The 24978-nt window shown below is 60.3% G+C and carries 24 protein-coding genes and 1 tRNA gene; 11 read left to right on the top strand and 14 right to left on the bottom strand.

Going from position 1 to position 24978, the window contains the following annotated elements; genetic code table 11:
- Positions 1–15: 15 nt before the first annotated feature.
- Positions 16–834: a QueT transporter family protein gene (locus Q7S58_RS03470; RefSeq protein WP_304820846.1), complete on the bottom strand. Its 819-nt coding sequence runs from the start codon at positions 832–834 to the stop codon at positions 16–18.
- A gap of 145 nt (positions 835–979) precedes the next feature.
- Here Q7S58_RS03470 and Q7S58_RS03465 point away from each other — a divergent pair, with 145 nt between their 5' ends.
- Both Q7S58_RS03465 and Q7S58_RS03460 read left to right on the top strand, forming a co-directional pair.
- Positions 980–1339 (top strand): zinc ribbon domain-containing protein, encoded by a 360-nt coding sequence (locus Q7S58_RS03465; protein ID WP_304820844.1) that lies wholly within the window; start codon positions 980–982, stop codon positions 1337–1339.
- A 197-nt stretch (positions 1340–1536) separates the two neighbouring features.
- A complete protein-coding gene (locus Q7S58_RS03460) occupies positions 1537–2004 on the top strand; it encodes an Eco29kI family restriction endonuclease (RefSeq protein WP_304820842.1) in 468 nt (155 codons plus the stop codon).
- Here the strand turns inward: Q7S58_RS03460 and Q7S58_RS03455 are convergent, their stop codons facing one another.
- From Q7S58_RS03455 to Q7S58_RS03425, 7 genes are all read right to left on the bottom strand, one after another.
- Complete coding sequence (locus tag Q7S58_RS03455) at positions 2005–2736, bottom strand: hypothetical protein (protein ID WP_304820840.1); 732 nt, start codon at positions 2734–2736, stop codon at positions 2005–2007.
- A 102-nt stretch (positions 2737–2838) separates the two neighbouring features.
- Positions 2839–3690: an LLM class F420-dependent oxidoreductase gene (locus tag Q7S58_RS03450; RefSeq protein WP_304820838.1), complete on the bottom strand. Its 852-nt coding sequence runs from the start codon at positions 3688–3690 to the stop codon at positions 2839–2841.
- 314 nt (positions 3691–4004) lie between these two features.
- Positions 4005–4481 carry an HAD-IIIA family hydrolase gene (locus Q7S58_RS03445; RefSeq protein WP_304820836.1) on the bottom strand — a complete coding sequence of 159 codons (477 nt, stop codon included), beginning with the start codon at positions 4479–4481 and terminating at the stop codon, positions 4005–4007.
- A gap of 29 nt (positions 4482–4510) precedes the next feature.
- Positions 4511–5875: an aspartate aminotransferase family protein gene (locus tag Q7S58_RS03440; RefSeq protein ID WP_304820834.1), complete on the bottom strand. Its 1365-nt coding sequence runs from the start codon at positions 5873–5875 to the stop codon at positions 4511–4513.
- A 38-nt stretch (positions 5876–5913) separates the two neighbouring features.
- Entirely contained in the window at positions 5914–6738 is an 825-nt protein-coding gene (locus tag Q7S58_RS03435; RefSeq protein ID WP_304820832.1) for a hypothetical protein, read from the bottom strand.
- The gene (locus Q7S58_RS03430) at positions 6735–7469 is read right to left on the bottom strand and encodes an NTP transferase domain-containing protein (protein ID WP_304820830.1); all 735 of its coding nucleotides are present in this window, start codon (positions 7467–7469) and stop codon (positions 6735–6737) included. The genes Q7S58_RS03435 and Q7S58_RS03430 overlap by 4 nt, the downstream gene beginning before the upstream one ends.
- Positions 7463–8188, bottom strand: a complete 726-nt coding sequence (locus Q7S58_RS03425; RefSeq protein WP_304820828.1) for an HAD family hydrolase — start codon at positions 8186–8188, stop codon at positions 7463–7465. Before Q7S58_RS03425 ends, Q7S58_RS03430 begins: the two co-directional genes overlap by 7 nt.
- A 237-nt stretch (positions 8189–8425) precedes the next feature.
- Here Q7S58_RS03425 and Q7S58_RS03420 point away from each other — a divergent pair, with 237 nt between their 5' ends.
- The 3 genes from Q7S58_RS03420 to Q7S58_RS03410 all read left to right on the top strand — a co-directional run bounded on the left by Q7S58_RS03420 (position 8426) and on the right by Q7S58_RS03410 (position 11659).
- The gene (locus Q7S58_RS03420; RefSeq protein WP_304820826.1) at positions 8426–9019 is read left to right on the top strand and encodes a phospholipid-binding protein MlaC; all 594 of its coding nucleotides are present in this window, start codon (positions 8426–8428) and stop codon (positions 9017–9019) included.
- Positions 9020–9123: 104 nt separating this feature from the next.
- Entirely contained in the window at positions 9124–10311 is a 1188-nt protein-coding gene (locus Q7S58_RS03415) for a CDP-alcohol phosphatidyltransferase family protein (RefSeq protein WP_304820824.1), read from the top strand.
- 16 nt (positions 10312–10327) lie between these two features.
- Positions 10328–11659, top strand: a complete 1332-nt coding sequence (locus Q7S58_RS03410) for a radical SAM protein (protein WP_304820822.1) — start codon at positions 10328–10330, stop codon at positions 11657–11659.
- A 371-nt stretch (positions 11660–12030) separates the two neighbouring features.
- On the opposite strand, the gene Q7S58_RS03405 is transcribed toward Q7S58_RS03410, so the two are convergent.
- From Q7S58_RS03405 to Q7S58_RS03380, 6 genes are all read right to left on the bottom strand, one after another.
- The gene (locus Q7S58_RS03405; RefSeq protein ID WP_304820820.1) at positions 12031–12273 is read right to left on the bottom strand and encodes a hypothetical protein; all 243 of its coding nucleotides are present in this window, start codon (positions 12271–12273) and stop codon (positions 12031–12033) included.
- A 511-nt stretch (positions 12274–12784) separates the two neighbouring features.
- Entirely contained in the window at positions 12785–13189 is a 405-nt protein-coding gene (locus tag Q7S58_RS03400) for a hypothetical protein (protein ID WP_304820818.1), read from the bottom strand.
- Between the two features lie 881 nt (positions 13190–14070).
- Entirely contained in the window at positions 14071–15069 is a 999-nt protein-coding gene (locus Q7S58_RS03395; RefSeq protein WP_304820816.1) for a PDZ domain-containing protein, read from the bottom strand.
- Between the two features lie 22 nt (positions 15070–15091).
- The gene (locus tag Q7S58_RS03390; RefSeq protein WP_304820813.1) at positions 15092–15964 is read right to left on the bottom strand and encodes an MBL fold metallo-hydrolase; all 873 of its coding nucleotides are present in this window, start codon (positions 15962–15964) and stop codon (positions 15092–15094) included.
- A gap of 22 nt (positions 15965–15986) precedes the next feature.
- Positions 15987–16757 (bottom strand): type III pantothenate kinase, encoded by a 771-nt coding sequence (locus Q7S58_RS03385; RefSeq protein ID WP_304820811.1) that lies wholly within the window; start codon positions 16755–16757, stop codon positions 15987–15989.
- Between the two features lie 73 nt (positions 16758–16830).
- Entirely contained in the window at positions 16831–17538 is a 708-nt protein-coding gene (locus tag Q7S58_RS03380; protein ID WP_304820809.1) for a hypothetical protein, read from the bottom strand.
- Positions 17539–17657: 119 nt separating this feature from the next.
- On the opposite strand from Q7S58_RS03380, the gene Q7S58_RS03375 reads away from it, so the two are divergent.
- The 6 genes from Q7S58_RS03375 to Q7S58_RS03350 form a co-directional block, all read left to right on the top strand.
- Entirely contained in the window at positions 17658–18401 is a 744-nt protein-coding gene (locus Q7S58_RS03375; protein WP_304820807.1) for an SDR family NAD(P)-dependent oxidoreductase, read from the top strand.
- Positions 18402–18688: 287 nt separating this feature from the next.
- Entirely contained in the window at positions 18689–19933 is a 1245-nt protein-coding gene (locus Q7S58_RS03370) for a TolC family protein (protein WP_304820805.1), read from the top strand.
- The gene (locus Q7S58_RS03365) at positions 19930–21081 is read left to right on the top strand and encodes an efflux RND transporter periplasmic adaptor subunit (RefSeq protein WP_304820803.1); all 1152 of its coding nucleotides are present in this window, start codon (positions 19930–19932) and stop codon (positions 21079–21081) included. The genes Q7S58_RS03370 and Q7S58_RS03365 overlap by 4 nt, the downstream gene beginning before the upstream one ends.
- 3 nt (positions 21082–21084) lie before the next feature.
- Positions 21085–24189: an efflux RND transporter permease subunit gene (locus tag Q7S58_RS03360; RefSeq protein WP_304820801.1), complete on the top strand. Its 3105-nt coding sequence runs from the start codon at positions 21085–21087 to the stop codon at positions 24187–24189.
- 97 nt (positions 24190–24286) lie between these two features.
- Positions 24287–24363: transfer RNA gene (locus tag Q7S58_RS03355), tRNA-Pro, on the top strand.
- Positions 24364–24752: 389 nt separating this feature from the next.
- Positions 24753–24978 (top strand): helix-turn-helix domain-containing protein (locus tag Q7S58_RS03350; protein WP_304820799.1); only part of this gene is annotated, 226 nt, incomplete at its 3' end.

The raw sequence follows: 24978 nt of genomic DNA, 5'->3' as shown, positions 1-24978 counted from the left end.
TTCGCCGCGCCGCGGTCACATCAGGAACAGTCCCGCGAACGCCAGCAGGATAAACGGGCTCACGATTATCGCGATCGGCTTGTCGTACGGCGCGACCATCATCGCCGCCGGCAGGAACGTCGGCATCCAGAGTCCCGCCGACAGCAGATTGCCGAACAGCCACGCGCCAGTTTCGCCCGCGATCAGCATCGAGAAGCCGACGATTCGTATCGCCATCGGGCGGCGCTTGACTTCCGGCATCATGTCCTCGTACAGCATCCGGCCTTTTTTGACCCGCGGATACACCGCCGCCAAAATGAACGGCGCAAGCAACAACGCCGACGCCATGTTGTTGAAGATGATCACGTTGCCGAGCATCGCGAACGGCCTGATCACCAGCAGATTGTCGCCCCATCCCACCAGATCCGCGCAGAGCACGCTCGCCGCCAGGCACGCGATCACGTACTTCAGAATCGCCGACGGCGTCCGCGCGACCGGACTCTCGCCCCGCCCGATCACCTGCCACACCTTGTACGGAATCCAGCCGTACACCAGGTTCGCAAAAAATCCGAAGATGTCGCCGGGCGACACGCCGCCGAAAAAATCGCCGATCATGTTGCCGATCGCCGATCCCCACGCCGCCGCCGGCCCGAACAGGAACGAGCATACGATCGGTATCGCATTGGCCGGCCGGAGTTCGGTGACGCCCGGTATCAACGGCACCACTTTGAACGGCACCAGCACCGCCGCATACAGCGCCGCCGAAATCGCGCACAGCACGACCATCCGCGTGTTGCGCCACATCAGGCGCAACTCGCTGGTCGATTCAAAGCCGGTTTCTGATTCCGCTATCAATGCTCAATTGCCCGCTTCAATCGCCTGAAAAAGATCGCCACAGTATGCCGACGCCGCCATCTCATTCAAAGCCGCGCTGGAATCTCGTGCAATCGCGACGTAACATGACCGTGATCGCAACTGCGGATTAATCACCGACTCAAGGATGCCTATTTACGAATATCGATGCGACAAATGCCGCCGCGTCACCAGCGTGCTGACGACTCGCATCAGCGCTAAGGTCGTCGCGGTTTGCGACAAATGCGGCAGCAAGAAGATGAGCCGCCTGATGTCGCGCTTTGCGATGCCGCGCAGCGAGGAATCGCGCCTCGAGTCGCTTGCCGATCCGTCGAAAATCGGCGACGTCGATGAAAACGATCCCAAGAGCCTCGCGCGGATGATGAAGCGGATGGGCACCGAGATGGGCGACGAATTCAGCGGCCCCGAATTCGACGAAGCAGTCGAGGAACTCGAGAGTGGCGGCGATCTAAGCGGCGACGACCCCGCCTCCGACGACGAGGCCTAGCCGCCTCGCAGTGTCCCCCACCTGAATCCCTACGCCGGCGTCGTATGGGTCGTTGACATTGACATAGCATCCTTCAATGCGGCGCGCACCTCCGCAACGGCGGATTTTTGTCCGCCGCACGCGGCGATTGGCTAAAGACTTATTCGTCGCACTTTCTAATTTGAATTTCGAGCGGTCTATCGATAGATTGCTTCGCCATGCCCGACCCTGCCGACAATGAACACCACTTCGAGTTCGACCTGGACCGGGGTATTCGCGCCCAGGTTGTCGAGATGTTGGAAGCGAGTCCGCTTCTCCCATTGAAGAAGGGCGTAGGACCACAGACGAGCGGGATTTACGCGCTCTACTTCAAGAGGAAACTCGTTTACGTCGGGAAGGCGTCCAAGGGCACCACCAAAAGTAAGCGGACACTGCGCGCCCGCCTTAGCGAGCACGTCACTAAGATCGCAAGCCGACAAAATATCACCCTGAATGATATGCAGTGTCGTTATCTGACATTTTCCAGTGAATGGTGGGTGTTCGCGGCGGAATTTGCCCTCATGGTCCACTACGAACCGGAGTGGAACGAAAGCGGGTTCGGAAGCAAGCAGCCGGGCGTGGGCCGTCCTGGGACTCACCGAGTAGGCCGATGGGATGCGCTATACCCGAAGAACTCATCGCGATGACTATCGTTCGCAGTCGTCCCCGTTGCGACATACAATCCAAAAACAGTGTCGCTTTCGCGCGTGATGGGCCTCCTTCCACTTGGTCGAAACCATCGGACCATTCCGAATCTTGATAATCAAATCGCACACAGTAAATCCGGCCTCTTCGGCCATTCGCATGAAGTCGCAGTGCGGCCATTTCGATTTATGGTTGTTCACCATGTCGGTGACTTTGGCTAGTAGCAAGCCGTCGGGTTTTAATACTCTCCTGGCCTGCTTCAAGAAGGCTGGATAGAGGTAGCTCAAGTTCCAGTCCTGCTCCTTGCCACACTCGACCGTCGCCCCGAAATCTACATCAAATCGCTTTCTACTTTTGTCGCGTCCCTGCGGTCCGACGTGGGGTGGGTCGTACACGACGGTTCCAAATTTGGCGGACGGCACGCCCGTCATTTTCCGGTTGTCCCCAACGATCATCGGCTTGTGTTGCGGGTCGATGTCCATAGACACGATGCGCCGTTTCGAACCCTTCCAAAATCGCCCGGCGTTGTAAGTCGAATCCAGGATTGGTTCAGGTGGGATAGTCGCGTAAAACTTAAACATCGCTTCGAGTAAGTCTCCGTCGCTCCCCTCCCACACACTACTCATTGGTTCATACGTCGAGGCGCCACTAGGAGAGACTTCTTGACCGCTAGTTTGGTTCGGATTCAGTGCAAGCTTCATCTTCATTTGGTTGGGATTGATTGCCGGCTTCATCTTCACGCTCCAAGCGCCGCGCTGCCTGGTAAAGCCGACGATGTTAGTGACCGGGTTGCCGTTGATGTGATCTTGGACATGTCTGCCCTTCTGCGTGCCCTGTTACAGATACAAGCCGGCCACCTTCTTCAGCACGCTCTCGAACGTCGCGGGCGTGAACTCGCCGAGCCCGACCACGAACCTCTGCGCGCCCGCCGCCGCATATTCCTTCAGTCCTTCCTGTACTCTCGCGCGATCGCCGCCGATTCCGCCCATGATCGTGATGTCCAAACTCCCGAAGTCGCGACCGATCGCCGCGCACTCGCGCTTCAACTCCTCGACCTTTGCCTTGAACACATCAGCCTTGAGCCGAATCGGGCACCATCCGTCGGCCCACTTGGCCACGCGCTTCAGCGCATTCTTGTCGAGGCTGCCGATCACGACCGGCGGTCCTTTTTTCTGCGCCGGCTTGGGATAAATCTTGACCGGCGGAAACTTCACGTACTTGCCTTCGAATGACGGCGCATCCTCCGTCCAAAGCGCGCGCATCGCCGCGATCAACTCAGCCGTCTGCGTCCATCGATGCGGAAAATCGACGCCGAACAGATCGCATTCTTCGCGCAGCCATCCCGCGCCGATACCGAAAATGAACCGCCCATTCGAAAATGAATCGAGCGTCGCGATCTGATTCGCCAGCGCGAGCGGCTCGTGCTCCGGCACCAGGCAAATCCCGGTCGCGAGCTTGAGATTCTTCGTCACCGCGGCCGCCATGCTGAGCGCCACCATCTGATCGGCCATCTGATGATACATCGGTGGAATCGCGCCGCCGCCCGGAAACGGCGTCGATGGATTGGCCGGGAACGCCGGATGCTCCGGCACCCAGAGCGACTCGAAGCCGAGCGATTCCGCGACGCGCGCGAACTCGGCCGGGTTTGCATTCTTGCCGTCGAACGGTGTCAGTAATCCAATCTTCATTTCAAACCCTCCGGACTGCGGATACCCGCATCAATATCAACTGCGATCGTGTTTGTCTTGCGACGGCGTCGTAACGTCCAACTCTTTTTGTCATTCAGAGCGCAGCGAAGAATCCCGGATCTTTCACTCTGCTCGGCATCCCTCCGGGATTCTTCGGCGTCGCAGCCTTAGCCTCTGAATGACAAGCAGGTCAAGTTCGCACTTGCTGGCGAACTCTCTTATTCCGTCATCTTGAGCGGAGGCTGCCGGAGTCGAATCATCGAAGAGCACCTCGGCATCTACGATCTCGCGCAATTCACGCCGAACGTGTGAGGCTACTTTGCCGCGAAGAAATCTTTCGCCCAGACAAATTCTGCAACGCCCGCCGCTTCGCCCGCGAGCCGATCGACTTCCTGATCGCCGATCATCGCCGACGCCTTCAGGTCGACGCCGTAAATCTCCGCGAGTTCGCGGATCATGCCGCCCTTGGGCTTGCGGCATTCGCATCGATCGGCGTCGGTATGCGGGCATACTTGCCATCCCGTCAGGATCTCGCCGAGCTTCAAATCCAGCGCGACGATCGCGGCTTCGACTTTCTCCGCCGTCAGCCGCCCGCGCTTGATTCCCGCCTGATTGGTGACGACGAACATCAGACGGTCGCGAATCGGCGCGAGTTTTTCAGCGACTCCCGGCATCAACTCGATCACAACTTTGCCGTTGGCGTCGAGCGGCAGTTCGCGATTGTCGTCGAACTTGACCAGCGTGCCCGCGAGGTCGAAAAAGTACGCGGCGTTCCCCGTGATATCGGCCATCGCAAAAAATCCTGCCTGAAGAAAAAATCCTACGCAGTGCGCCAATCGACGCGATCGCGCACGTGCGCAAACACTTCGTCGAGAATCGCGATTCCCGCCTCGGCCTGCGCTTCCGTGATCACCAGCGCCGGATTGATCCGAATCTTGGGGAAGTAGCCCATGATGACGAGTCCGCGCTTCAGGCATTCGGCAAAAATCAGTTCGGTGACCCGCTTGCCGAGCAGTTCTTTGGTCTTGCGATCGCGCACCAGTTCGACGCCGATCAGCAGGCCCCTGCCGCGCACGTCGCCGACGAATTCGTATTTTTCTTTCAGCGCCATCAAGCGGCTCAGCATCAGCGCGCCGATTCGCCGCGAGTTCTCGACCAGGCCTTCTTTCTCGATCGTGCGTATCGTCTCCGCGACCGCGACCGCCGCCAGCGGATTCCCGCCGTAGCTCGAAGACGACGCACTCGGCTTCGAGAACGGCTCCGCTTTGCCCAACTCGTCGCTCAGCAGCACGCCCGACACCGGGAAGCCCGAGCCCATGCCCTTGCCGATCGTGACGATATCGGGCGTGACGCCGCTATGCTCGACGCCCCACCATTTGCCGGTGCGGCCGAAGCCGGTGATCATCTCGTCGGCGATCAGCATCGCGCCGAGATCCTTCGCGACCGACTTGATTGCCGGCATCCAGTCGTCCGGCGGAATCACGTTGCCCGCGGTGCCCTGCATCGGTTCCGCGATAATCGCCGCAAGCGCGCCGCCCGAACTCATCTTGATCTGCTGGCGCGCGAAATCGACGCAATAAAGTCCGCAGTCCGGATATTTCAGCTTGAATGGGCATCGATAACAGTCGGCATACGGCACCGTGTATTGTCCGCCCTGCAGCGGACCGTAGCCTTGCTTCGATTCGTCGCCGATAAGCCCGATCACGCCGCCGGTCTTGCCGTGAAATCCGCCCCAGAAGCTCGCGACCTCATGCTTTTTGGTGGCCGATCGCGCAAGCCGAATCGCCGCCTCGACCGCTTCTGCGCCGCCGCTATAGAGATGCGCGCGTTTCAGATTCGCCGGCGCGACTTCGCTCAGCAGCTTGAATGCCTCCGCGCGCTCTTTGGTCGCGAACGTGCCGACGATCAGCCGCGACGCCTGCTTCGAGAGCGCCTGCGCCAGCCCCGGATGCCCATGGCCGAGGCTCGCCACCGCCACCCCCGCGAAGAAATCGACGTAGGTGTTGCCGTCGGCGTCGGTCAGCGTCGCGCCTTCGCCGTGATCGAACGCGATTCCCGCCAGCAGCGAGATTCGCTGCCGGCCGGGCGCGATATAGCTCTGTTCGGTGTTGAAAATTTCCTTCGATTTGGGACCCGGAATCGCGGTCTTGATCGCAGGCAGTTTGCCGTGGCTGGTGTTTGTCATCAGGCGATCGCGGTACCATCACTCCCTAAAAATTCCGATCATCGCGGGCGCGCCAGCAGGTTCATCGCGCGCCTTGCGATCGCGCGCGCCGCCGGTCCCCGCACACGGCTATAACTGGGCCAGTCGTTAAAGTCGATAATCGCAAATCGATCGCCACTCAAGATGGCGTCGCCGCCCCACGCCTCGAGCCCGAGCGCCTGCGACGCGACCGACGCCGCTTCCTGCATCGCGCGAATCGCCGCTTCGGGGATTGCTTCGTCCTCGGGCAGCGCGGCGAAATACATCCCGGCGCTCACGCCGTAAAATTTGACCACGCGCCCGTGCGCTTCCTGCTGCACGAAGGCGTTACGGATTCCGCGCCGCGCGAAGTCCGCCAGGATCGATTCCACCTGCGCGCGATCCGACGCATACTGCACGTCGTCGGCGCCGAGCGCATGCAAATCGCCGCGTTTGACGAACACGCCCGCCGCGAGATCCACGCCCGCCAGCTTGCGCGAATCGAGCGGCTCGGCGGTGGCGACCAGCGCGCCGACCGGCGTCGGCACGCCCGCCCGCGCGAGTCCCGCGGTGAGCAAGTCGCGATAGCAGTTGCGAATCGCGAGCGCCGAGTTGATCGCGACGGCGCCGCCCTGCTCGATTTCCGCGAGCCGCTTGAGCGGCTGCTCGCCCTGGCACATCGCGAGCACGATATCCTGCCGCGCCGGCAGCTCGCCCGCGCCAAAGCTTTTCGCGTCCATCACCTGCGTCTCGATCCCTTCGCGCGCGAGTTCCGCCAGCACGCTGTTGAGGATCGCCGCGTCGTCTTCCACTTTGCCCGGCGAAAATTCAGGCTCCCGATAAACTCCCAGAGCTCGATAACTCATTGATAACTCCGTATCGCACTGCGCGCGGCCTCGAGGTCCGACGCTTCGTCGACGTCGATCGCGCCTGCGATTTCGATTGCGCCCAGCTTCATCCCGCGCTCGAGCATCAGTCCGAGCAGACGCCGGAGCGCGTCCAGCCCGAGGCTCCGCGCCGATTCGGCCAGCTCAAACATTTCGGTGTGCATCAGGTAGATTCCCGCCGTCACCATCGATGCCTCCGCGCCACCGAGCCGCGCGATCAATCCGTCATTGGTCAGTTCCGCGAAGAGCGGTTTCCGGTCGCCGCGCCATCGCGTGACCGCCAGCACGCCGACGAGGCCCGCGATACCGCGATTCGCGATCATGCGTCGCGCTTCCGCGACGAAGCGCGCGAGTTCCGCCGGCGCGACGATCGCATCGACCGTCGCCGCCAGGAACCATCCCGGTTCGAGATACTCGCCGAGCGCGAGCATCGTCTCCATCGAGCTTGGCGTATCGCGCACCACGATTTTCAATTCGGCCGGCAACTCGATCTTCAGGTCAATTTTCATCTGTTGCGCGATTCTCGCTGTTTCCGAGTTGATCACCGCGATCACCGACGACGCGCCTGCCGCGATAAGCGCGCGAGCCTGCCGCGCGAGCATCGTCTCGCCGCCCAGTTCGACCAACGGCTTCGGCATCGCACTCGATTCGTTCCGCAGCCGTTCTCCGCGGCCCGCCGCGATGATCGCGCCTTGAAGTTTGGTCACCATTTGAGCTCGACCAATTCGTCGATCGTTCGAATCGTGCGATCCGCGACCTCTGCCGAATTCTCCGCGTCCGCCCGCGCACCTTCGCTGCACAACCATACGGTGTGCAGGCCCAATCGATGCGCCGGCGCGCAATCCTTGCCGAGCGAATCGCCGATCATCGCGATCGTCTCGGGCGCAACGCGCATCTGGGCGATTGCAGCCTCGAAGATTCCCAGCTCCGGCTTGAAGATCCCTATCTTAGACGAATCTGCGACGGCGCTCATCAATCGATCGAGGCGAAATTCCGCCAGGATGCGATCCAGGTTCCCATAGAAATTCGACACCACGCCCAGCTTGAAGCGCGCTTTGAGCGCCGTCAAAACTCCGCGGCTGTGTTCCAATCCCGCCGCTGTCTCCGCGACGAACGACGCCGTGACCTGCTCGACCATTCGATGCCTTCCCGCGGCGCCGCTCGCCTCGATCATCGAGCGGATTCGCTCCGGCCCGTCTTTGCGGAGGTACTCGACCTGATGGCCCACAATGAATCGCACCAAATCCTTAAGCCCGAACCGCGCGAGCACCCTGGTCGCCCGATATCCCGTTCGCGTGGCGTGATCGAACGCCGGATCGACTTCCGCGCGCGTTATATCGATGCCCGCCGCCCGGTACTGCGCCAGAAAGCGGTCGAGCCAATGTGATGGCCCGTCGAGCGTGCCGCCGAAATCGAACAGCAGTGCCATGATGCTCGCCACAAACTCGACAGTTTACCAGCGCAGGTACCCGGTCACTAGGTATCGGGCGCGCGATCGCGTTAAGTGTTGGTTACTGGTCAGCTAATTGCTCGAACTCCCCATAGACTGATAAGTCGTGTGACGATTCAAGCAATCGCGTTGATATCGGGCCGCGTTCTGCAGCAGAGGTGGCAGCATTTGCGTCGATTTCTTCCAAATCGGGTAGTCGAGCTCGCCGAGCTCGCCATGATCATCATTTTTCTTGCGCTATTTTTCCTGGCGGCGACCCCCCGCCTCTCATCCGCCCTCGCCGCCGACACTACGGGTCCAGCCGAAATGATCGTGCGCCAGATGCTCGAATCAATGAGCAAGCTGCGTACCACCAAAGATAACGCCGCGAGAACTGAACTAATCGCGAAAATCGACGATTCGCTCGCGATCGATTCGCTCTCCCGGACCGCACTTGGCGCCCAATGGAGCAAACTCGGCCGCGCCGAACGCGCCCGATTTGCCAATCTGCTCCGCGAATTGCTGCAAAAGCTCGCCTACCCCGAAGCTTCCCAATTCTTCACCGGCTTGGAGGTTCAGTTCGGCAAGGAGCAAATCAAGCAGGCGCGTCGAATCGTGTCGACCACCGTCAAACGCGCCGAGGGCGGCGCGGTTTCGATCGATTATGTGCTCGGCAAGGTTGGTCCGCGATGGCGCGTGATCGATATCATCCTCGACGGACAGAGCCTCGCGAGCAACGTCGCGGCGCAGATTCAGGCGGTTCTGAAACAGGGATCGTATGACAGCCTGATGGCGCAGATGGAGGCCAAGCTCAAACAGCTCGACTCATAACTTCCCGCGCCTCGGCAGTAGCAGCCCTACTCGCGCTCGTGTGATCGGTATGTTACGGTACCCGCGACTGTCCTATAGGTCAGTAGAGATTTGGCAATATTTTGTTGATTGAAACTGCATTAATTTTCGCGCCCGATCGCGCCAACAATGCCATCTTCGGCCGCCCCCTCCTCGAACGGCTGATGATGAATTGCGAACGTGCCGGAATCAAAAAATTCGTGATCGAGGCCGCCCCGGAAGCCCGCGTCGATCTCGCGCGAGCGATGGGCCAGTTCAGCGGCCGCAACTCGGTTTCGATCGTCGAATCGTTCGACGACATATTGAACCATCCCGATGGAATCGACGGTGCGGCGCCGTGCGTGGCGCTGGCGGGGAACCTGGTCCTGTCCAGGGCGAATCTTGCGCAAGCGCTCGACGGGCACGCCGCCAATCCGAGCCTGGTTCTAAAGACCTTCAGCGCCGATCGCGATCGCGGCGGCGAAATTATCACGGGCCCTGTCGCCCAAGTGATCAAAAGCGGCCTCTCAATCGATCATCATACCGTGGGCATCTCGGTTCCCTCCGAGACACTTAGCCTGCTGCCCTTCGCGCTCAATGGCCGCCCCGAAGATCGCGATGAAGCTGAACTCCGCCTCGCGCAATCGCTCAGCGCCGAAACCGCACAGAAGGATGCCCCGCTCGCGCGATGGATCGATCGCAGGATCTCGTGGCGCATCAGCTACCGCCTCGCCCGCACCGCTATCACGCCGAACATGGTGACGATCGCCAACACGATCTTCGGCCTCGGCGCCGCGTGGATGCTCTCGGTGCCGAACTACACCGTCCGATTGCTGGCGACAATTTTCTTTCTGACCTCGATCATGATCGATGGCGTGGACGGCGAACTCGCGCGGCTCAAGATGAAAGAGACCAAGTTCGGCGGCAAGCTCGATATCCTCACCGACAATATCGTGCACGTCGCGATCTTCGTCGGCCTGCTCACCGGGTGCTATCGGGCGAGCCAAAGCTCGGCGTACCTGGCCCTGATTCCGATTCTGCTCACTGGCTTTGCGATCTGCGCCTACGCGACCTGGCGCGCCTTCAGATACAGGGGCGAGGAAGCTGCCCGATGGCTCGATACTATCGATCGATGGAGTGGCCGCGACTTCGCCTATCTGCTGGTCATTCTGGCGCTCTTCAATCGCCTCGAATATTTTGCGTGGGGCGCCGCATTCGGTTGCTATGCCTTCGCCGCGGTCCTGATTTGGTTGACCGGCCAGCCGGCTAAATCCGCCGACAACGTGTCTCACTAGAGGAGTTGCACGAACCATGAATGGCAAAAAGCCCCGAATCCTGCTGGTGCAGCCCACCACCGTCCATCTCGACGGCACACCCCATAAGACTCGATGGCGCCTGATTATGGGATTGATGATCCCGCTGATGGCCGGCCTGACTCCCGACGATTACGACGTGACGCTGTGCGACGAGCGCCTCGAAGATATCGATTTCGACGGCGGATGGGACCTCGTGGGCATGACGACCACGATCGGCGCATCGCTCCGCGCGTACCAGCTCGGCGACGAATTCCGCAAGCGCGGCATCCCGGTCGTCTTCGGCGGATTCCACGCCACCCTGCAGACCGAAGAAGCGCTGCATCATTGCGATGCGGTCGTGCAGGGCGAGGCCGATCTCGTGTGGGCCGGACTGCTCCAGGATTGGCGCGACGGCAAACTCAAACAGGTTTACAAGGCCGACAAGCTCCACGATCTGAAGAATCTGCCGCGCCCGCGCCACGAACTGCTGAAGCTCAATCGCTACCTGTTCAAGGCGGCGCCGGTGCAGGCGAGCCGCGGATGCCCCTACCGATGCTCGTTCTGCGAAATCCCGGTCTTCTATGACGGCGCGTATCGCACGCGGCCAATCGAGGACATCGTCGAGGAAATCAAGCAGGTGGTGAAAATCACCGGCTTCAAGCGCTTCCAGTTTATCGACGATCAAATCACCGGCAAGCACAAGTTCGCGCGCGAACTGTTCAAGGCAATCGAGCCGCTCAACATCCGCTTTTCATGCCTCTGGACGATCAACTCGAATCACGACGACGAATTGCTCGAGCTCGCTGCGAAAGCAGGAATCTTCCACGTCAATATCGGCGTCGAATCGATCAGCCAGGACAGCCTGCTCTCGATGAACAAGATTCAGAACCACGCCAGCCAGTACAAGAAGCTGCTCAAAAAGCTCGAGAAACACGGCATCTACTACTCGCTCAATTTCATGTTCGGCCTCGAAGAAGATCATCCGGGGATTTTCGACGACACGCTGAAGTTTCTGCACGAGGTCAAGGCGCCCGAGGCGTTCTTCAATACCGTCACGCCGCGGCGCGGCACTCCGATGCGCACGCAGCTCGAAAATGAAGGCCGCGTGATCATCCCCGATGCAGACCTTTACACCAACAATTTCCGCTGCATGTTCGTGCCGAAAAACATGTCGCCGCAGGAAGTCGAAGAAGGCGTGTGGCGATGCACCAAGGAGTTCTACTCGCTCAAATCGATGTTCAAGCGCCTTCTGCTGCCGCCCGGAAAATTCACCTGGCAAGGCCTGACTGAGAACATGCTTTTCTACTGGGGCGCGAAGCGGCAGATCGACCCGGTCGATTACTATTAAGCCGCAACTGAGTAGATAGTATGACATTGATGTGGCACAGGCTTTAGCCTGTGGCTTAACTAATCCGATCGACCGGCTGCCGGGCCGATAAACCCAAAAGCAAGCGGGGGCGGAGAGATCAATCTCTCCGCCCCCGCTTGCTTTTGTCTCGCTGTCTTTAATGCGCAAGGAACGAGACGAGAGGATTAGTCGCAGCTCAGTGCCCGAAGTTCAACCTGCTGGCTACAGTCGCGACATGTTTCAAGTGCTGCTCTGCCTTCTTCTCCTGCGCGCTCGCCCGCGGTTTCGACTTTCGCCGCGCTTCTTTTTCAAGTTTGTTCGCTTCAGCAACCACCAGCTTCAGAGTATCGAGGTGAAATCGTTCGACCTCCTCAATCGTCGTGCCATCCAGGATAATCTTGTCCCCAAGAATCCTCGCGATGCATCGCCGTGAACCGCGGAGGCAATTTCCACTCCTCCAAAAAAAGCCTGGTCCAAAGGGCGGAGGGTGCCGCCGACAACTTGAATGGCACGGCGTAAAAGGCGCTGCCGGGCGTTCCATCGTTCCGTGGTACACCGACTTCGTCGGTGATCACGCGCTCAATCCTGATGCCGTCGTCCTTTTCTCTTTCCACCTGATCGACCTCCTGCCGTACCGACGATAAGACTCTCTGGCCTGCACCCCGAAGACAATCTGGGCGAAGACAAGGCGCTAATACTCTTTGATCTCTGCAAGAGCGCGATTGTCGCGATGATTGCGGAGATGAAGGAAGCCAAACAGGCGGCAAGCACTCCACCGGCCTTAGCGGCAACTGCGGCTATCTGTTTTGGGTCAAGCTAAAGTGATTGCTTTGAAATAAGTGCTAAGTTACGGAGGGGCGATTGCTTGGTGGAAGTCATCGTCGCTGTTTGAGCACTCAATCATCCCTTCGAAAAACTGAGACTGTACTCCAAGCTGCCGGGCTATGATTTTGATCAACGGGGTGCGCAGTTCTTTATTGGAATGTGAAAGCCTCGTTCGGATCGTGGCCCGACCAGGAACCTTGCGTTCGAGCCAAATATGATCGGACGAACGCGTCTTCGACTCGGTGAAATGAAATTTATGTCTTAACTGATTTTCGACTTCCCTCTTTTTAAGCGGCATCTTCAGCGCGATGACCCTTTGAACTCTAGTCGAGGAAAGTCAAAATCGACGAAGTCCTTTAGCTTCAAAAATTGTTGTTCGTCCTCAGGACTCGTGGCGGACTCGTCTTTTAAAAGAAAGAAATAGTCCTCTAAGGAAGATCGATAATCTCGCAGGGCTTCAGCGGGTGCGACTCCCTCACCGTAGACGGCAAAATACGGATCGCTAGCAATGAAACCGCCATTGTCGTCATTCTCTAAAATTAGAGTAATCGGTTGTCGAATAGACAGATTTGTATCGCCCAACGATCCCATCAAAAAGAGCGCTGCGGAGCGAACGGGCGACGCTTGAGTGGCTAGAACTGAGGCGCGGTCGCTGATGGATGAAGACGACATCGCTGAGACTGAGTATTGTCCGGAGACTTTCATTTCTCTTTTTTGGTCCCTTTCTTAAAAGTCGTCTGGTAATTGTCCAGTTGAGATTGAAGAAGCTTGATAATCTCTTCCACTCGATCCGGAGAAATGATTAGTTTTGCGACGCACTTCGCGGGGATTTTTGTCAATTCACTTAATTGTTTTTCCCGCTCTTCCTTTTCACCGAGGATTATCGGGGGTTGGGCTTGAAAGAACATCAGAAAAAATTCGTGTTCACCATGTTGCGCGGTACGTTTGTGGCGTATTCGGTTCGAAGGTCGCTCGGAACCACCCAATCAATCGGTATGTTGTGAACTACCATCGGTGACGAAGCATAGACCGAAGATCAAGAATCACGCAAACCGCCGATAACGGGCGTTGTGGGCCACACGGAGAGGAGTCGAAACTGCTATTACCCCGATGTTTTCAGGGCTTTTTCCAGCGCTCTATCGAATTTCTTCAGGTCGAACTGCCACAGTTCGTCTCGGAGTTTTTCATCGCTTGCGCGCTGTTTTTCGCTTGGAACGTATTTTTTTCGAGTCGTTCGGCCCTTGCCATTTCGGATGGAAGCCACCTCAATATTTTAGCGCTTCCACCTTTGCACGGCTAGTTAACTGCACGTCGCAATTAAATCAGCAAATGCATTCGGGTTTTTTCGGTTGTCGAAGCGCCACGCAAACTCGTTCACGTACAGTGGGAAATACTCTTTGTTTGTCCTTGTGACAGTAACTGTAGAAGAGCCTGACCGGGCGCGCTCGCTCCATCATGCGCATCCGCGCCATTTTACTGCATCCGATCGCGAATCCACAATGCGTCTGGTTCCGCTAACAAGAAGGAACAACCGACTTCCGCGTGAAGCCGACCCGCACGTGTGAACCCGATTTCTTCGTCTGGCGCTAATTCAATGCGGTCGTTACTGGCACCGCCACTTGCAGGCGCTTGCCGTTGCGCACGATGCTGAAATAGATCAACTCCCCCGGCTGCACGTCGCGCATCTGATCTTCGAAATCAAGGAAGTTCTTCACCCGCGACCCATCGATACCGATGATCAGATCGTAACTCTCGCCGACCTGCATGTATTCCATCAGCGGCACCACCACCATCGCGGCCGGTATCCCGCTCACCACCGAGCCGATCATCGCGATGCCCGTGATGGCGTCGTGGACGCCGTGGCTGAAGGCGTGAAGTCCAGCGCCGGCCGCCGGGCTGCCCTTGCGCACCGAGACGATCAACAGGCCGTCGGCCTCCTCGCCGGTCCGGAGCGCGCGCCGTTCCTCGCGCAGCACCAGGCCAATCGGCGTCGTGATGTCGCCTTCGGCGGCAAGCGCCTGCAAATTGCGGTACTGCGCCGACGAAGGACCGCTTTGCTCCTGCTGATAGCGCGCTATCTCAGCCTGTTCGGCGGCTGATTGCAGGCTGTCGTCGATGCCGGACTTTTTCGCGGTTTGCGCCTGCACGTTGATCGGTGGCGGATGCGAATCCGTCGCGGCGGTATCCGGCGCAGGCAGCACCGGCGGAATCTCGACCGTGCTTGAAGACTGGCCGCTGTCGCCGATCGGCGTCGTTACGAGGTTGTTCGGCATCGCGGTCGGATCGTTCTCGATTGGCGCGGAGGTGTCGCGCGGCGGCGCGATCACGTCGTCGTCCTCGTAAGCGGTGTCGCGCGGCGGCGGCGCCAACGGAAGCGCGAGCGAGGGCGCCGAATCGTCCGGCACCAGGTTGGTTGGCAGCGAGGCCGCGAACTTGCTCTCAGGCTTCGCGCTGGCCGGCGCGGCGGCGGCGGCCGCAGCAGCGGCCTTCCACGTCCTGCTTGCCTCAGTCGAGTCAGGCGTCTGACTGAATGCGCAGTCCTGCCAGCTCAAAATGAGCGGGCTCGCGGCGAGCGCCGCAATCATCAATTGATGGCGCCAGCGCCTGCTAGACAAGACTCCAACGCTTTTCATGCTCGACCACGCGGCCATCTCGTTTCAGCTTGCCCAGATGAGAGCGAACGGAGCTGGCGGCAGCTTGATGCAGATACTCGGGGACGTCGGTGTAAATCTTCTTGACGATCGCCATCGGTTCGAGCGGCCCGTCCTTGAGCGCTTCCAGCACCTGGCGCTCGCGGAGTTCGCGATGCGCGATGTACTCGCGAATTTTCTGGCGCGGCTTTCTGATCACCGGACCGTGCGCCGGGTAGATAGTCTCGAGGTCCAGTTCGAGCAGGCGCCGCAGCGAATCCATATAGTCCGCGAGGTCGCCGGTGTCGTCCGGGATAACGGTGGTGCCCGCCCCCAGCACAACGTCGCCGGTAAACAGCGCGCGCTCTTCTTCGAGGTAATAGCAAAGATGATCGGGCGCGTGACCGGGCGTATGCACTGCGCGCAGCGTGACGCCGTCGGTCTCGACGATCGCGTCGTGGCCGATCGGTGTGATCGCGCCGGCGGGAGCGTCGTGACCCTCCCACGGCATCTTGAGCACTTCCATCGAGCCGAAGCGCTCGGTCACCTGCTTCACCCCGCCCAGGTGATCGACATGCGCGTGCGTGAGCACGATTCGATCGAGCTCGCTGCTGTGCGCGAGTTCCTTCATCGCGGCTTCGAGCAGATCGATATAGACCGCGACGCCCTGCCCGGTATCGAGCAACAGCGGGCGCGACGAAGTGCCGACGATATAGGTATTGGTGCCGGGTCCGGTGAACGCGCTCGGATTTTTTCCGAGCACGGTGGCGACTCGCGGCGAATGGCGCGCGTAATCCGGCAACTTCAAGCCAATCATGTTGTCTGTTACGACGCGGGTGATTTTTTCCATCGCGAGCCTCTCGCACGTATTCCTAGCGACGATTGCGCTCGAAAATCAATCTGAGGCCCTTCAATGTCAGGAACTCGTCCACTTCCTCGATCGTTTCGCTCTCCGGCGCGATCAAATCGGCGAAGGTGCCAGTCGCGATTATGCGCGCCTTTTCGCCGCGCTCGCGCAGGATGCGCGTGACCAGTCCATCGACCAGCGCGGTGTATCCGAAGATGAGCCCTGACTGGATCGACGAGATCGTAGTGCGGCCGACCGCCTCGCGCGGACGCACCAGCTCGACGCGATAAAGCTTGGCGGCGTGCTCGATCAGCGCGTTCATCGAGACGCCGAGCCCCGGCGCGATCGCGCCGCCCGCATACTCGCCCTTGCCCGTGATGTAGTCGAAGCTGGTCGCGGTGCCAAAATCGACCACGATGCAGGCGCTCGAGTAGCGCTCGAACGCCGCGACTGCGTTGACGATCCTGTCCGCGCCGACTTCCTTGGGATTCTCATAGAGGATCGGCATCCCGGTCTTGATTCCCGGACCGACCATCAGCGGATCGCAATGGAAATAGCGCATCGCGAGCTGTTCCATCACCTGGTTGAGCGGCGGCACGACGCACGCTATCGCTATGCCTTCAGGCTTGAGGCCGGGCGGAATACCGGCGGCGCCGAACAGCGTGTTCAACAGCGCGCCGTGTTCGTCGGTAGTGCGATCGCGGATGGTCGAGATCCGCCAGTGATTGCGCAGACGCTCGCCTTCGTAGATTCCGATTACGATATCGCTGTTGCCGACGTCGACCGTGATGAGCATTAACCAAGTATACTCCAGCCGATCGCGGCTCGCTTCGAACTTCGCGATCGAAGCTCAGTGTTAATAGGTCGTGTCAGCGCATCCGAAGCGACATGCCGGGCATCATCATCGGACCGCCCGCGGGCCGGTTCCAGGTAGTCGAAGGCGACGTCATCCAGGGTCCGAAATTCAGCGGCGGACGCGCGGCCTGGGTGAGCGGACTGCTCATCGGGGCGGTGGCAAAGTGCCACGGCGATCGGCCGGCCATCAGCGCCATCCGCGGACCAGCGTTGGTGTTGGCGGGATAGACGCCGGTGACGACCCATCCGGTCGGCGTCATCATCGCGGACGCTTCGGCGCCTTCATTTTCGTATTCATCGACGACGCCCCATTGCTGCATCGCAAGCGCGTCGCCGCCGCCGGCATCCGCGTCGTTAACCGCGCCGGACTTGATTCCTGCCGTCTCGACGTCCTCTTCATCGTCATCATCGCTGCTCGACGAAGAGTCGTTGGCGACCGCAACCGGATGCTGATCGCACGGAATGGAAGCGTGCTCGGGATTGCATTCCTGCGGGAGTTCGAGGACCTGGTTTGCGCTTTCCCACGTCGTATCTGGAATAAGAGTCGGCGGGGCGTCGGAATCGGGCGCGGCGCTGATGCCGGAATCGGGGTCATCGGCGTACGAGACGCCTCCGCCGGCGAACATCAGCGCGAAAACCACTACCGAAACGACAGCTACGGAACCAGTCAGGTTGAGGAAGGTGCGATTTTGGCTGCCGCGACGACTATAAGAAACGGGCATGGAGCACCTCGACGGGCAACGTTACCATTCATCAACGCGAGTGTTAAGGCAAGCGCCACATATTTGCAAATATTTGGTAAGGTTTGCACGCTTCCGACAAGTGGGTAAGATTCGGCGTTATGTCTGACCCCAAAATCGCACTGGTAACCGGCGCTGGCCGCGGCATCGGCCGCGACATCGCACTCCGCATGGCCCGTGAAGGCTTTCACGTAGGCCTGATTGCGCGCACCAAGTCGCAACTCGAGGAAACCGCGGAACTGATCCGCGCCCAAGGTGGCAAGGCCGTCGTCACGCCGACCGACGTATCGCGCCGCGAGCAGGTGGTCGCGGCGGTCGAAACCGTCGAGCGCGAGCTCGGACCAATCTCGGTGTTGATCAATAATGCCGGCGCATATCTGCGCAAGAAATTCACCGAAATCACCGAAGAGGATTTCGATTCCCAGTTGAAGGTCAACGCCTTCGGTCCTTTTTTCTGCACCCAGGCGGTGATCGGCAAGATGGCCGAGCGCAAATCCGGCACGGTGATCTTCGTGCTCGGCTCCGAGTCGCGGAGTGGCCCGGCGCAATACTCGGCCTACAACGCGTCGAAGCTCGCGCAGCGCGCGATCGCCGAATCGGTGGCCTACGAGTTCATGCATCTCGGCGTGCACGCGGCGGCGCTCGACGTCGATGGTGCGGTCGATAGCGAGCGGGTGCGCGAGTCGATGCCCGACGTGGATCCGTCGCATTTCGTGCCGCCGTCGGCGATCTGCGACGAGATCGTGCATCTGATCAATCAGTCGAAGAGCGCGTGGACGTTTCAGGTCGATATGCGATCGTTCGTGCAGTGGCGGCCGCGGGTCGCGGCGAAGAAAAAACCGTAGCAGGGCGCGCCCTCTCGACGCGATCCCTGTATCAGGCGTGAATTAATCCGGCTCGGGGCCGTCTAAATCGCGGCACGGGATGCCATGCCCGGTCTTGAACGGAGATTTTCCGTCTCATTGGCTACCTTTTGCGGGTCGCCCAAATGGCCACACGATTGAGCCTATGTCAGAATCCGTCAAGCGCCATCCGGTAGAAAATCGACGGTTTCCGACTCGGACAGCATCGCTGCGGCGGAAATGCGCGGAGGGCGAATTCGTGGATGGAAGGTGTGGTCGCCGGGAAAACGTTGAAAACTGCTAGCCGATCACTTTACGCCGCGATCGTATTGATCGCGTTGCTTCTGAATATCCCTGTCTCGCACGCGGCCCAGGAAATTACCCTCGAGGACGCCATCTCGATCGCGCGGGCGCATAACCCCGATCTCGCCGCCGCGGCGCAGGAGATCAACGTCGCGCGGGGCGAACTCGAACAGGCCAACTATCTTAGCCAGTCCGATTTTGAGAGTGACAATGCGGCCAACTATCGCGCGCGCTCGAACCGCTCGAACACGCAGGATTGGCGCGTCGGCATGAGGCAGGAGTTCGAGGTTTTTGGTCAGCGCTCGCTTCGCCAAAAGTCCCGCACCGTCCGGCTCCAACAATCGGCCGCCGAATTTGAGGACGGATTCCGGCTGCTCATCGCCACGGTCAGGCTGACCTTCCTCGACGCGCTCCGCGCGCGCCAACTGGTGCGCCTCTTGACCGAGGTCGAAGCGCTCGACGCGCGCCTGCTCGAGGCTGCGCGGATTCGTCTGAGCGCCGGCGAGATCGGCCAAATCGATCACAATCTGGCGGTCGTCCGGTATGGTCAGAGCCAGCGCGCGCTTATCCAGGGCCAGGAAATTTATCGGCTTCAAAGATCGAGTCTCGGGCGCCTGCTGGGTGGATATGCCGGGCCTGAGCCTGACCCGACCGGTGACTTCAATCCTCCCAAACTGGCAATCGATCTTGAGACGCTGGTGGCAAATGCAAAAAGTAGACGGCCCGACCTGCGCGCGCGGCAACTTGAAGTGGCTCGGCTGAACGCCGAATATGCTCTTAACCAACGCATGAATCTTCCCAATCCGTCCTTCGGCGTTTTTCTTGGACACGAGTTGAACACCGAACGTTTCGTCGGCGGCACGCTCGGCCTTTCGATCCCGCTGTTCAATCGGCGCACGGGAGAAGCGACCGTGATCGAAGCGCGCCGCCGCCAAGCGAGTGCGCGCGAGCGCGCTAAGTATCTGGATATCGAACGCGAAGTCCGCGACGCCTACTACGGTTATCTAGCCGCGTACAGGCAGCTTCAAATCTACCAGCACGACGTGGTGGTTCCGGCGCGGGAAAGCTTCAACCTGCTGGAGCGGGCGTTTAAAGAAGGTAAGATTGATCTGCTGCGGCTGTCGGTCGCGGAACGGCTGACCTTCGAGGCGCGCACCGCCTACCTCGACGCCGGGTTCGGAGTGTGGAGTTCTCAAATCGCGCTCGAACTCGCCACCGGAGCGCCCCTATGAATCACACGATCGCAAGTCTGATGCTCGCGCTGCTGCTCGCGGTCGCGTCTCCGGCGATGGCCGGTGCGGCGACGGACAAGTTGCCCGCCAAGGGAACGATCTCGCTGGGCCAGGGCTCGAAGGCGCAGGCGGATCTGAAGTTCGCCGAGATCAAGCGCAAAAGGTTGTCGAATCTGATTGCCGCGACCGCGATGATCGAGCCCGACGCGCGCAAAATCGCGCACGTGACGCCGCGGATTCGAGCGCGCGTGCTGAAGCTGATCGCCGAGCCGGGACAGGAGGTCAAGCCGGGCGATCCGCTGGCGGTGCTGAGCAGTATCGAACTCGGGCAGGCCAAGGCGGAGTATCTGAAATCGCGGGTGCTCGAACAGATCGCCGGGCAGCATCTCGCGCGCGAGGAGCGTCTCTTCAAGGACAAGATCGCCTCCGCCAAGGACGTGCTCGAGGCGCGCGCCAATCACGAGATCGCGCTGGCGCAATACAAGAGCACGCGCGAAGCGCTGCGCCTGTTAATCTCACCCAAGGAACTCGCGGGTCTCGCCTGGCCCGAAAATGGCCCGCCGCTCTCCGATTTCACCCTGACCGCGCCGATCGCCGGCACCGTTACCAAGCGCAATCTCACAATCGGCGCGTTTGTCTCGGGCGATGAAAGCGTGATGACGATTATCGATCTGCGCAACGTCTGGGTGCTGGTCAACGTGTTCGAGCACGACCTATCGACCTTGCAGATCGGCGAGCCCGCCGAAATAACCGTCGGCGCGTATCCCGACGAGCGCTTCAACGGAGTCGTGTCCTACATCGGCGATACCGTCGAGCGCTCGACGCGCACCGTGCAGGCGCGAATCGACGTGCCGAATCCCGAGCGGCGGCTCAAGCCCGGGATGTTCGCCAATGCGCAGATCACCACCACCGCGCGCGCATCGCGCGAAGTGCTGACGGCGCCGGCCTCCGCGGTCTATGAAATCAACGGCCAGAAGTCGGTGTTCGTCGAAGTCTCCGCCGCCAGCTTCGCAGTGAGACCGGTGACGCTGGGTTCGGCCGGCCATTCCGACGTCGAAATAGTGTCCGGCGTGAGAGAGGGCGAGCGCGTAGTCTCGGAAGGCGGCCTCGCGCTCAAGGCAATGTTCGTCAATCGTGAGATGCGCTGAGTAATGGCCAATCGACTATTCGAAGCGGCGCTGCAGAACCGCCTGCTCACGATCATCCTGGTGCTCGTGATCGTTGGCCTGGGCGCGCGCGCGCTGGTTTCGCTGCCGATCGACGCGGTGCCCGACGTCACGCCCAACGTGGTGCAGGTGGTGACCGACGCGCAGGGACTCGGGCCCGCGGAAGTCGAGAAGTTCATCACGTTTCCGGTCGAGATCGCGATGCGCGGGATGCCCGGTATCACGGAAATCCGCTCACTCTCGCGCTTCGGACTGTCTTCGGTGTGGATTTACTTCGAAGAGAAGTACGACATCTACTTTGCCCGGCGCCTCGTGATGGAACGACTGCCGGCGGCGCGCGAACTGATTCCGAAGGGCTACGGCTCACCTGAGATGACGCCGGTATCGACCGCGCTCGGCGAGATTTACCAGTTCGAGGTGGTCGATCCGAATCGCAGCCTGATGGATCTTCGATCGATTCTGAACTGGCAAATTGCGCCGCGCCTGAAAGCGGTTCCAGGCGTCGTTGAAGTCAACAGCTTTGGCGGCGAACTCCGGACCTTCGAACTGCAACTCGACCCAAGTTCGCTGGTGGCTTACGGCCTGAGCTTGAGCGACGTCTTCCGCGCGCTCGAGAAAAACAATGCCAGCGCCGGCGGCGGCTATATCGTGCGCAGCGGCGAGCAGGAAGTGATCCGCGGCACCGGCCTGATCCAGAACCTGGCCGACGTCGGTAATATCGTGGTCGGCAATCGCACCGGCGTGCCGATCTACGCCAAAAATCTCGGCAAGGTCGCGTTCGCACCGCGTATCCGACAGGGCGCAGTCACGCATGACGGCAAGGGCGAAACAGTGGTCGGCGTGGTCATGATGCTGATCGGCGAGAACTCGCGCACCGTGGTCGAGCGGGTCAAGGCCAAAATCAAGGAGATCCAGCCGACGCTGCCCGAAGGCGTCAAGATCGAGCCGTTTTACGATCGGGCCGATCTGATCAAACGAACGATTGAGACCGTCAGCCATAATCTGGTCGAGGGCGCGATCCTGGTGGTCGTCGTCCTGTTTCTGTTCCTCGGCGACATCCGCGCCAGCCTGATCGTTGCGTCGGTGATTCCGCTCTCGATGCTGGTGGCGTTCATGGGCATGAAGTGGAGCGGCGTGTCGGGCAATCTGATGAGCCTCGGCGCGATCGATTTCGGACTAATCGTGGACGGCTCGGTCGTCATGATCGAGAACATTTTCCGCCGCCTTGCCACGTCCGATCCGCGCGGACATTCGATGAGCCATCGCATCTTCGAGGCGGGCCGCGAGGTACTGCGCCCGATCGTATTTGCAATCGGGATCATCATCATCGTGTACCTGCCGATCCTGACGTTCGAGAACGTCGAAGGAAAAATGTTTCGTCCGATGGCGCTGACCGTGATCTTCGCGCTCTGCGGCTCGCTGTTATGCGCGCTCACGTTCGTGCCGGTGATGGCGTCGCTACTCCTCAAAAAAGTTCCGGCTCACGAGCCGTATATCGCACGAATGTTCGATCGATGGCATGCGAACGCCGCCGGATGGATCGGGCCGCGGCCGCAGATCGCGCTCGGCGCGTCGCTGGTCCTGCTGATTGTCGGCTTCGCATGGGGACCGTTTCTCGGCAGCGAGTTCATCCCGACTCTCAACGAAGGAACGATTAACGTCGACGTGCTGCGGGTGCCCAGTATCTCTCTCGGCGCTGCCGCCAAAGACGCGACGCGCGCTGAAAAAGCCTTGCTGGAATTGCCCGAGGTGACCCGCGTGGTATCACGAATCGGCCGGCCCGAACTCGCCACCGACACCGCGGGACCCGACGAGAGCGACGTTTACGTCTTCCTCAAGCCGCCGGAAGAGTGGCGGATGACCGGCCGCGAAGCGTTGATCAAGGAGCTCGAGCGCAAGCTCAAGGAGCGCGTGCCCGAAACCCGCTACTCTTTTTCGCAGCCGATCGAGAACCGTGTAAATGACATGATCGCCGGTATCAAGGCGGACGTCGCCCTTCATGTCTATGGCGATGATTTCGGCAAGATGCTCGGCTTCGGCAAGAAGCTGCTCAAGATTCTGAGCGAGATTCCTGGATCCGCCGACGGCAAAGTGGCGCCGCGCGAGGGCTTGCCGTCGCTCAATATCGAGATCAATCGCGCCGAAGTCGCCCGCTACGGTATCAACGTCTCCGACGTGCTCGACGCGGTCGAAACGATCGGCGGCAAAATCGTTGGCCAGGTGGTCGAAGGCGACGCGCGTTACCTGTTGCAGGTTCGCTTCGCGAAAGCCTCGCGCGAGAACCTCGAGCAGCTCGACGACATCATGGTGGCCGCGCCCGACGGCAAGCTGATCCCGCTCGCGCAACTGGCGCGCTTCACCGTCGAGGAAGGGCCCGTCTCGATCTGGCGGGAGAACCTGACTCGCCGGGTTACGGTCGCGGTCAATGTGCGCGGCACCGATCTCGGCAGCTTCGTCGCCAAAGCCAAAGCGGCCGTCGGCGAGCAGGCCGAACTGCCCCGCGGATGGTGGCTCGAGTGGGGTGGCCAGTATGAAAATCTCCAGCGCGCATCGAAACGCCTGATGCTGCTGGTGCCGGTGTCGCTGCTGCTGATCGTGATCCTGCTCTACAACACGTTCAACTCGATGCGCACGGCGCTGCTGATCTTCGGCAACGTGCTGCTCGGCGCGTGCGGCGGAATAATCGCGCTCGGGCTGCGCGGCCTGACGTTCTCGATCACCGCCGGCGTGGGATTTATCACCCTGTTCGGCGTGTCGGTCTTAAACGGCGTCGTGCTGGTCTCGGAAATCAATCGGCTGCGCGAGATGGGCACGCCGGTCGATGAAGCAATCGCGCAGGCTTCGCGCGAACGGCTGCGCCCGATCCTGATGGCCTCGATGGTCGCGCTGTTCGGCTTCATCCCGATGGCGATCTCTCGCGGCGCGGGCGCGGAAGTGCAGAGTCCGCTCGCCACCGTCGTGATCGGCGGGCTTATCACCTCGACGCCGTTCACGCTCTACGTCCTGCCGCTGATTTATCGATGGCTGATACCGGACACTGGCGATGGCACTGTGCAAGTCAAAGTGCCGGAAGCCGCCGCCGCCGATTGACGCCCGGGTATCGCGGTTGTGGTCTTGATGCGCCCGAAATAATACTGTGTCTTGCTCTCACCGATGCGCGCGCTTGCGCGTGGCGTCGTCAAAGCGTCGGGGTGTGGCGCAGCCTGGTAGCGCACACGCTTGGGGTGCGTGTGGTCGCCGGTTCAAATCCGGCCACCCCGACCAAACCAATTTCATTGTTAATTCAAAGAGTTATGCCCACACTCTGTTCGGAAGAGGCTGGCAGCTCTTCTGGGATTGTGGGGGATTTTGTGGGGACTCTCCCCGAAAACAGCTCTGTCGCGAAGCTCGTTCGGCTCTCAGTGCCGACGATTCACTGCGAATCGCGCGAACGTTATCCTCAGAACGGAGGACGAACTATGGCCGTAGCTTGTCGTCAACGGGGTCAATGAGGTGCGTTGTGCTTCAGCCGGTCGTACCGTGAGCGACGTGCGGTCTTCACTCAGGCAAGCGTTGAATATCGATCCCCAAGCCGCCCCATACCTAGTGGCCTGTAACAGTGACATTGGTATCGGGTTAGTGTATCGTAAGGGATGCTTGATGGAGAGCTTGGATTGGCCCCGAGGGAGCGCAAGGAACTGTGGGATAGAGTGCGCTCGCGCACCCTGCCAGCCGAGGATGTGCGCCGGGCGCGGCTGATCCTGCTGTTGGCGCAAGGGATGTCCTACCTGACGATTCGCCAGCTGCTCGGTTGCAACCCCAACTATATTAGTCGCTGGAAGGGGCGCTTCGAGGCTGAGCGGCTGGCCGGGCTGTACTCGCGCCATAGTGGACGGGCGG

The sequence above is a fragment of the Candidatus Binatus sp. genome (assembly GCF_030646925.1).
GTDB lineage: Bacteria > Desulfobacterota > Binatia > Binatales > Binataceae > Binatus.
This window is presented reverse-complemented; position numbering and strand designations above follow the sequence as displayed.

Bases quoted from the DNA above. Each gene is read 5' to 3' on its own strand.
- Q7S58_RS03465 (WP_304820844.1), top strand. From the start codon at position 980: ATGCCTATTTACGAATATCGATGCGACAAATGCCGCCGCGTCACCAGC.
- Q7S58_RS03460 (WP_304820842.1), top strand. From the start codon at position 1,537: ATGCCCGACCCTGCCGACAATGAACACCACTTCGAGTTCGACCTGGAC.
- Q7S58_RS03455 (WP_304820840.1), bottom strand. From the start codon at position 2,736: ATGAAGCCGGCAATCAATCCCAACCAAATGAAGATGAAGCTTGCACTG.
- Q7S58_RS03450 (WP_304820838.1), bottom strand. From the start codon at position 3,690: ATGAAGATTGGATTACTGACACCGTTCGACGGCAAGAATGCAAACCCG.
- Q7S58_RS03445 (WP_304820836.1), bottom strand. From the start codon at position 4,481: ATGGCCGATATCACGGGGAACGCCGCGTACTTTTTCGACCTCGCGGGC.
- Q7S58_RS03440 (WP_304820834.1), bottom strand. From the start codon at position 5,875: ATGACAAACACCAGCCACGGCAAACTGCCTGCGATCAAGACCGCGATT.
- Q7S58_RS03435 (WP_304820832.1), bottom strand. From the start codon at position 6,738: ATGAGTTATCGAGCTCTGGGAGTTTATCGGGAGCCTGAATTTTCGCCG.
- Q7S58_RS03430 (WP_304820830.1), bottom strand. From the start codon at position 7,469: ATGGTGACCAAACTTCAAGGCGCGATCATCGCGGCGGGCCGCGGAGAA.
- Q7S58_RS03425 (WP_304820828.1), bottom strand. From the start codon at position 8,188: ATGGCACTGCTGTTCGATTTCGGCGGCACGCTCGACGGGCCATCACAT.
- Q7S58_RS03420 (WP_304820826.1), top strand. From the start codon at position 8,426: ATGATCATCATTTTTCTTGCGCTATTTTTCCTGGCGGCGACCCCCCGC.
- Q7S58_RS03410 (WP_304820822.1), top strand. From the start codon at position 10,328: ATGAATGGCAAAAAGCCCCGAATCCTGCTGGTGCAGCCCACCACCGTC.
- Q7S58_RS03400 (WP_304820818.1), bottom strand. From the start codon at position 13,189: ATGAAAGTCTCCGGACAATACTCAGTCTCAGCGATGTCGTCTTCATCC.
- Q7S58_RS03395 (WP_304820816.1), bottom strand. From the start codon at position 15,069: ATGATTGCGGCGCTCGCCGCGAGCCCGCTCATTTTGAGCTGGCAGGAC.
- Q7S58_RS03390 (WP_304820813.1), bottom strand. From the start codon at position 15,964: ATGGAAAAAATCACCCGCGTCGTAACAGACAACATGATTGGCTTGAAG.
- Q7S58_RS03385 (WP_304820811.1), bottom strand. From the start codon at position 16,757: ATGCTCATCACGGTCGACGTCGGCAACAGCGATATCGTAATCGGAATC.
- Q7S58_RS03380 (WP_304820809.1), bottom strand. From the start codon at position 17,538: ATGCCCGTTTCTTATAGTCGTCGCGGCAGCCAAAATCGCACCTTCCTC.
- Q7S58_RS03375 (WP_304820807.1), top strand. From the start codon at position 17,658: ATGTCTGACCCCAAAATCGCACTGGTAACCGGCGCTGGCCGCGGCATC.
- Q7S58_RS03365 (WP_304820803.1), top strand. From the start codon at position 19,930: ATGAATCACACGATCGCAAGTCTGATGCTCGCGCTGCTGCTCGCGGTC.
- Q7S58_RS03360 (WP_304820801.1), top strand. From the start codon at position 21,085: ATGGCCAATCGACTATTCGAAGCGGCGCTGCAGAACCGCCTGCTCACG.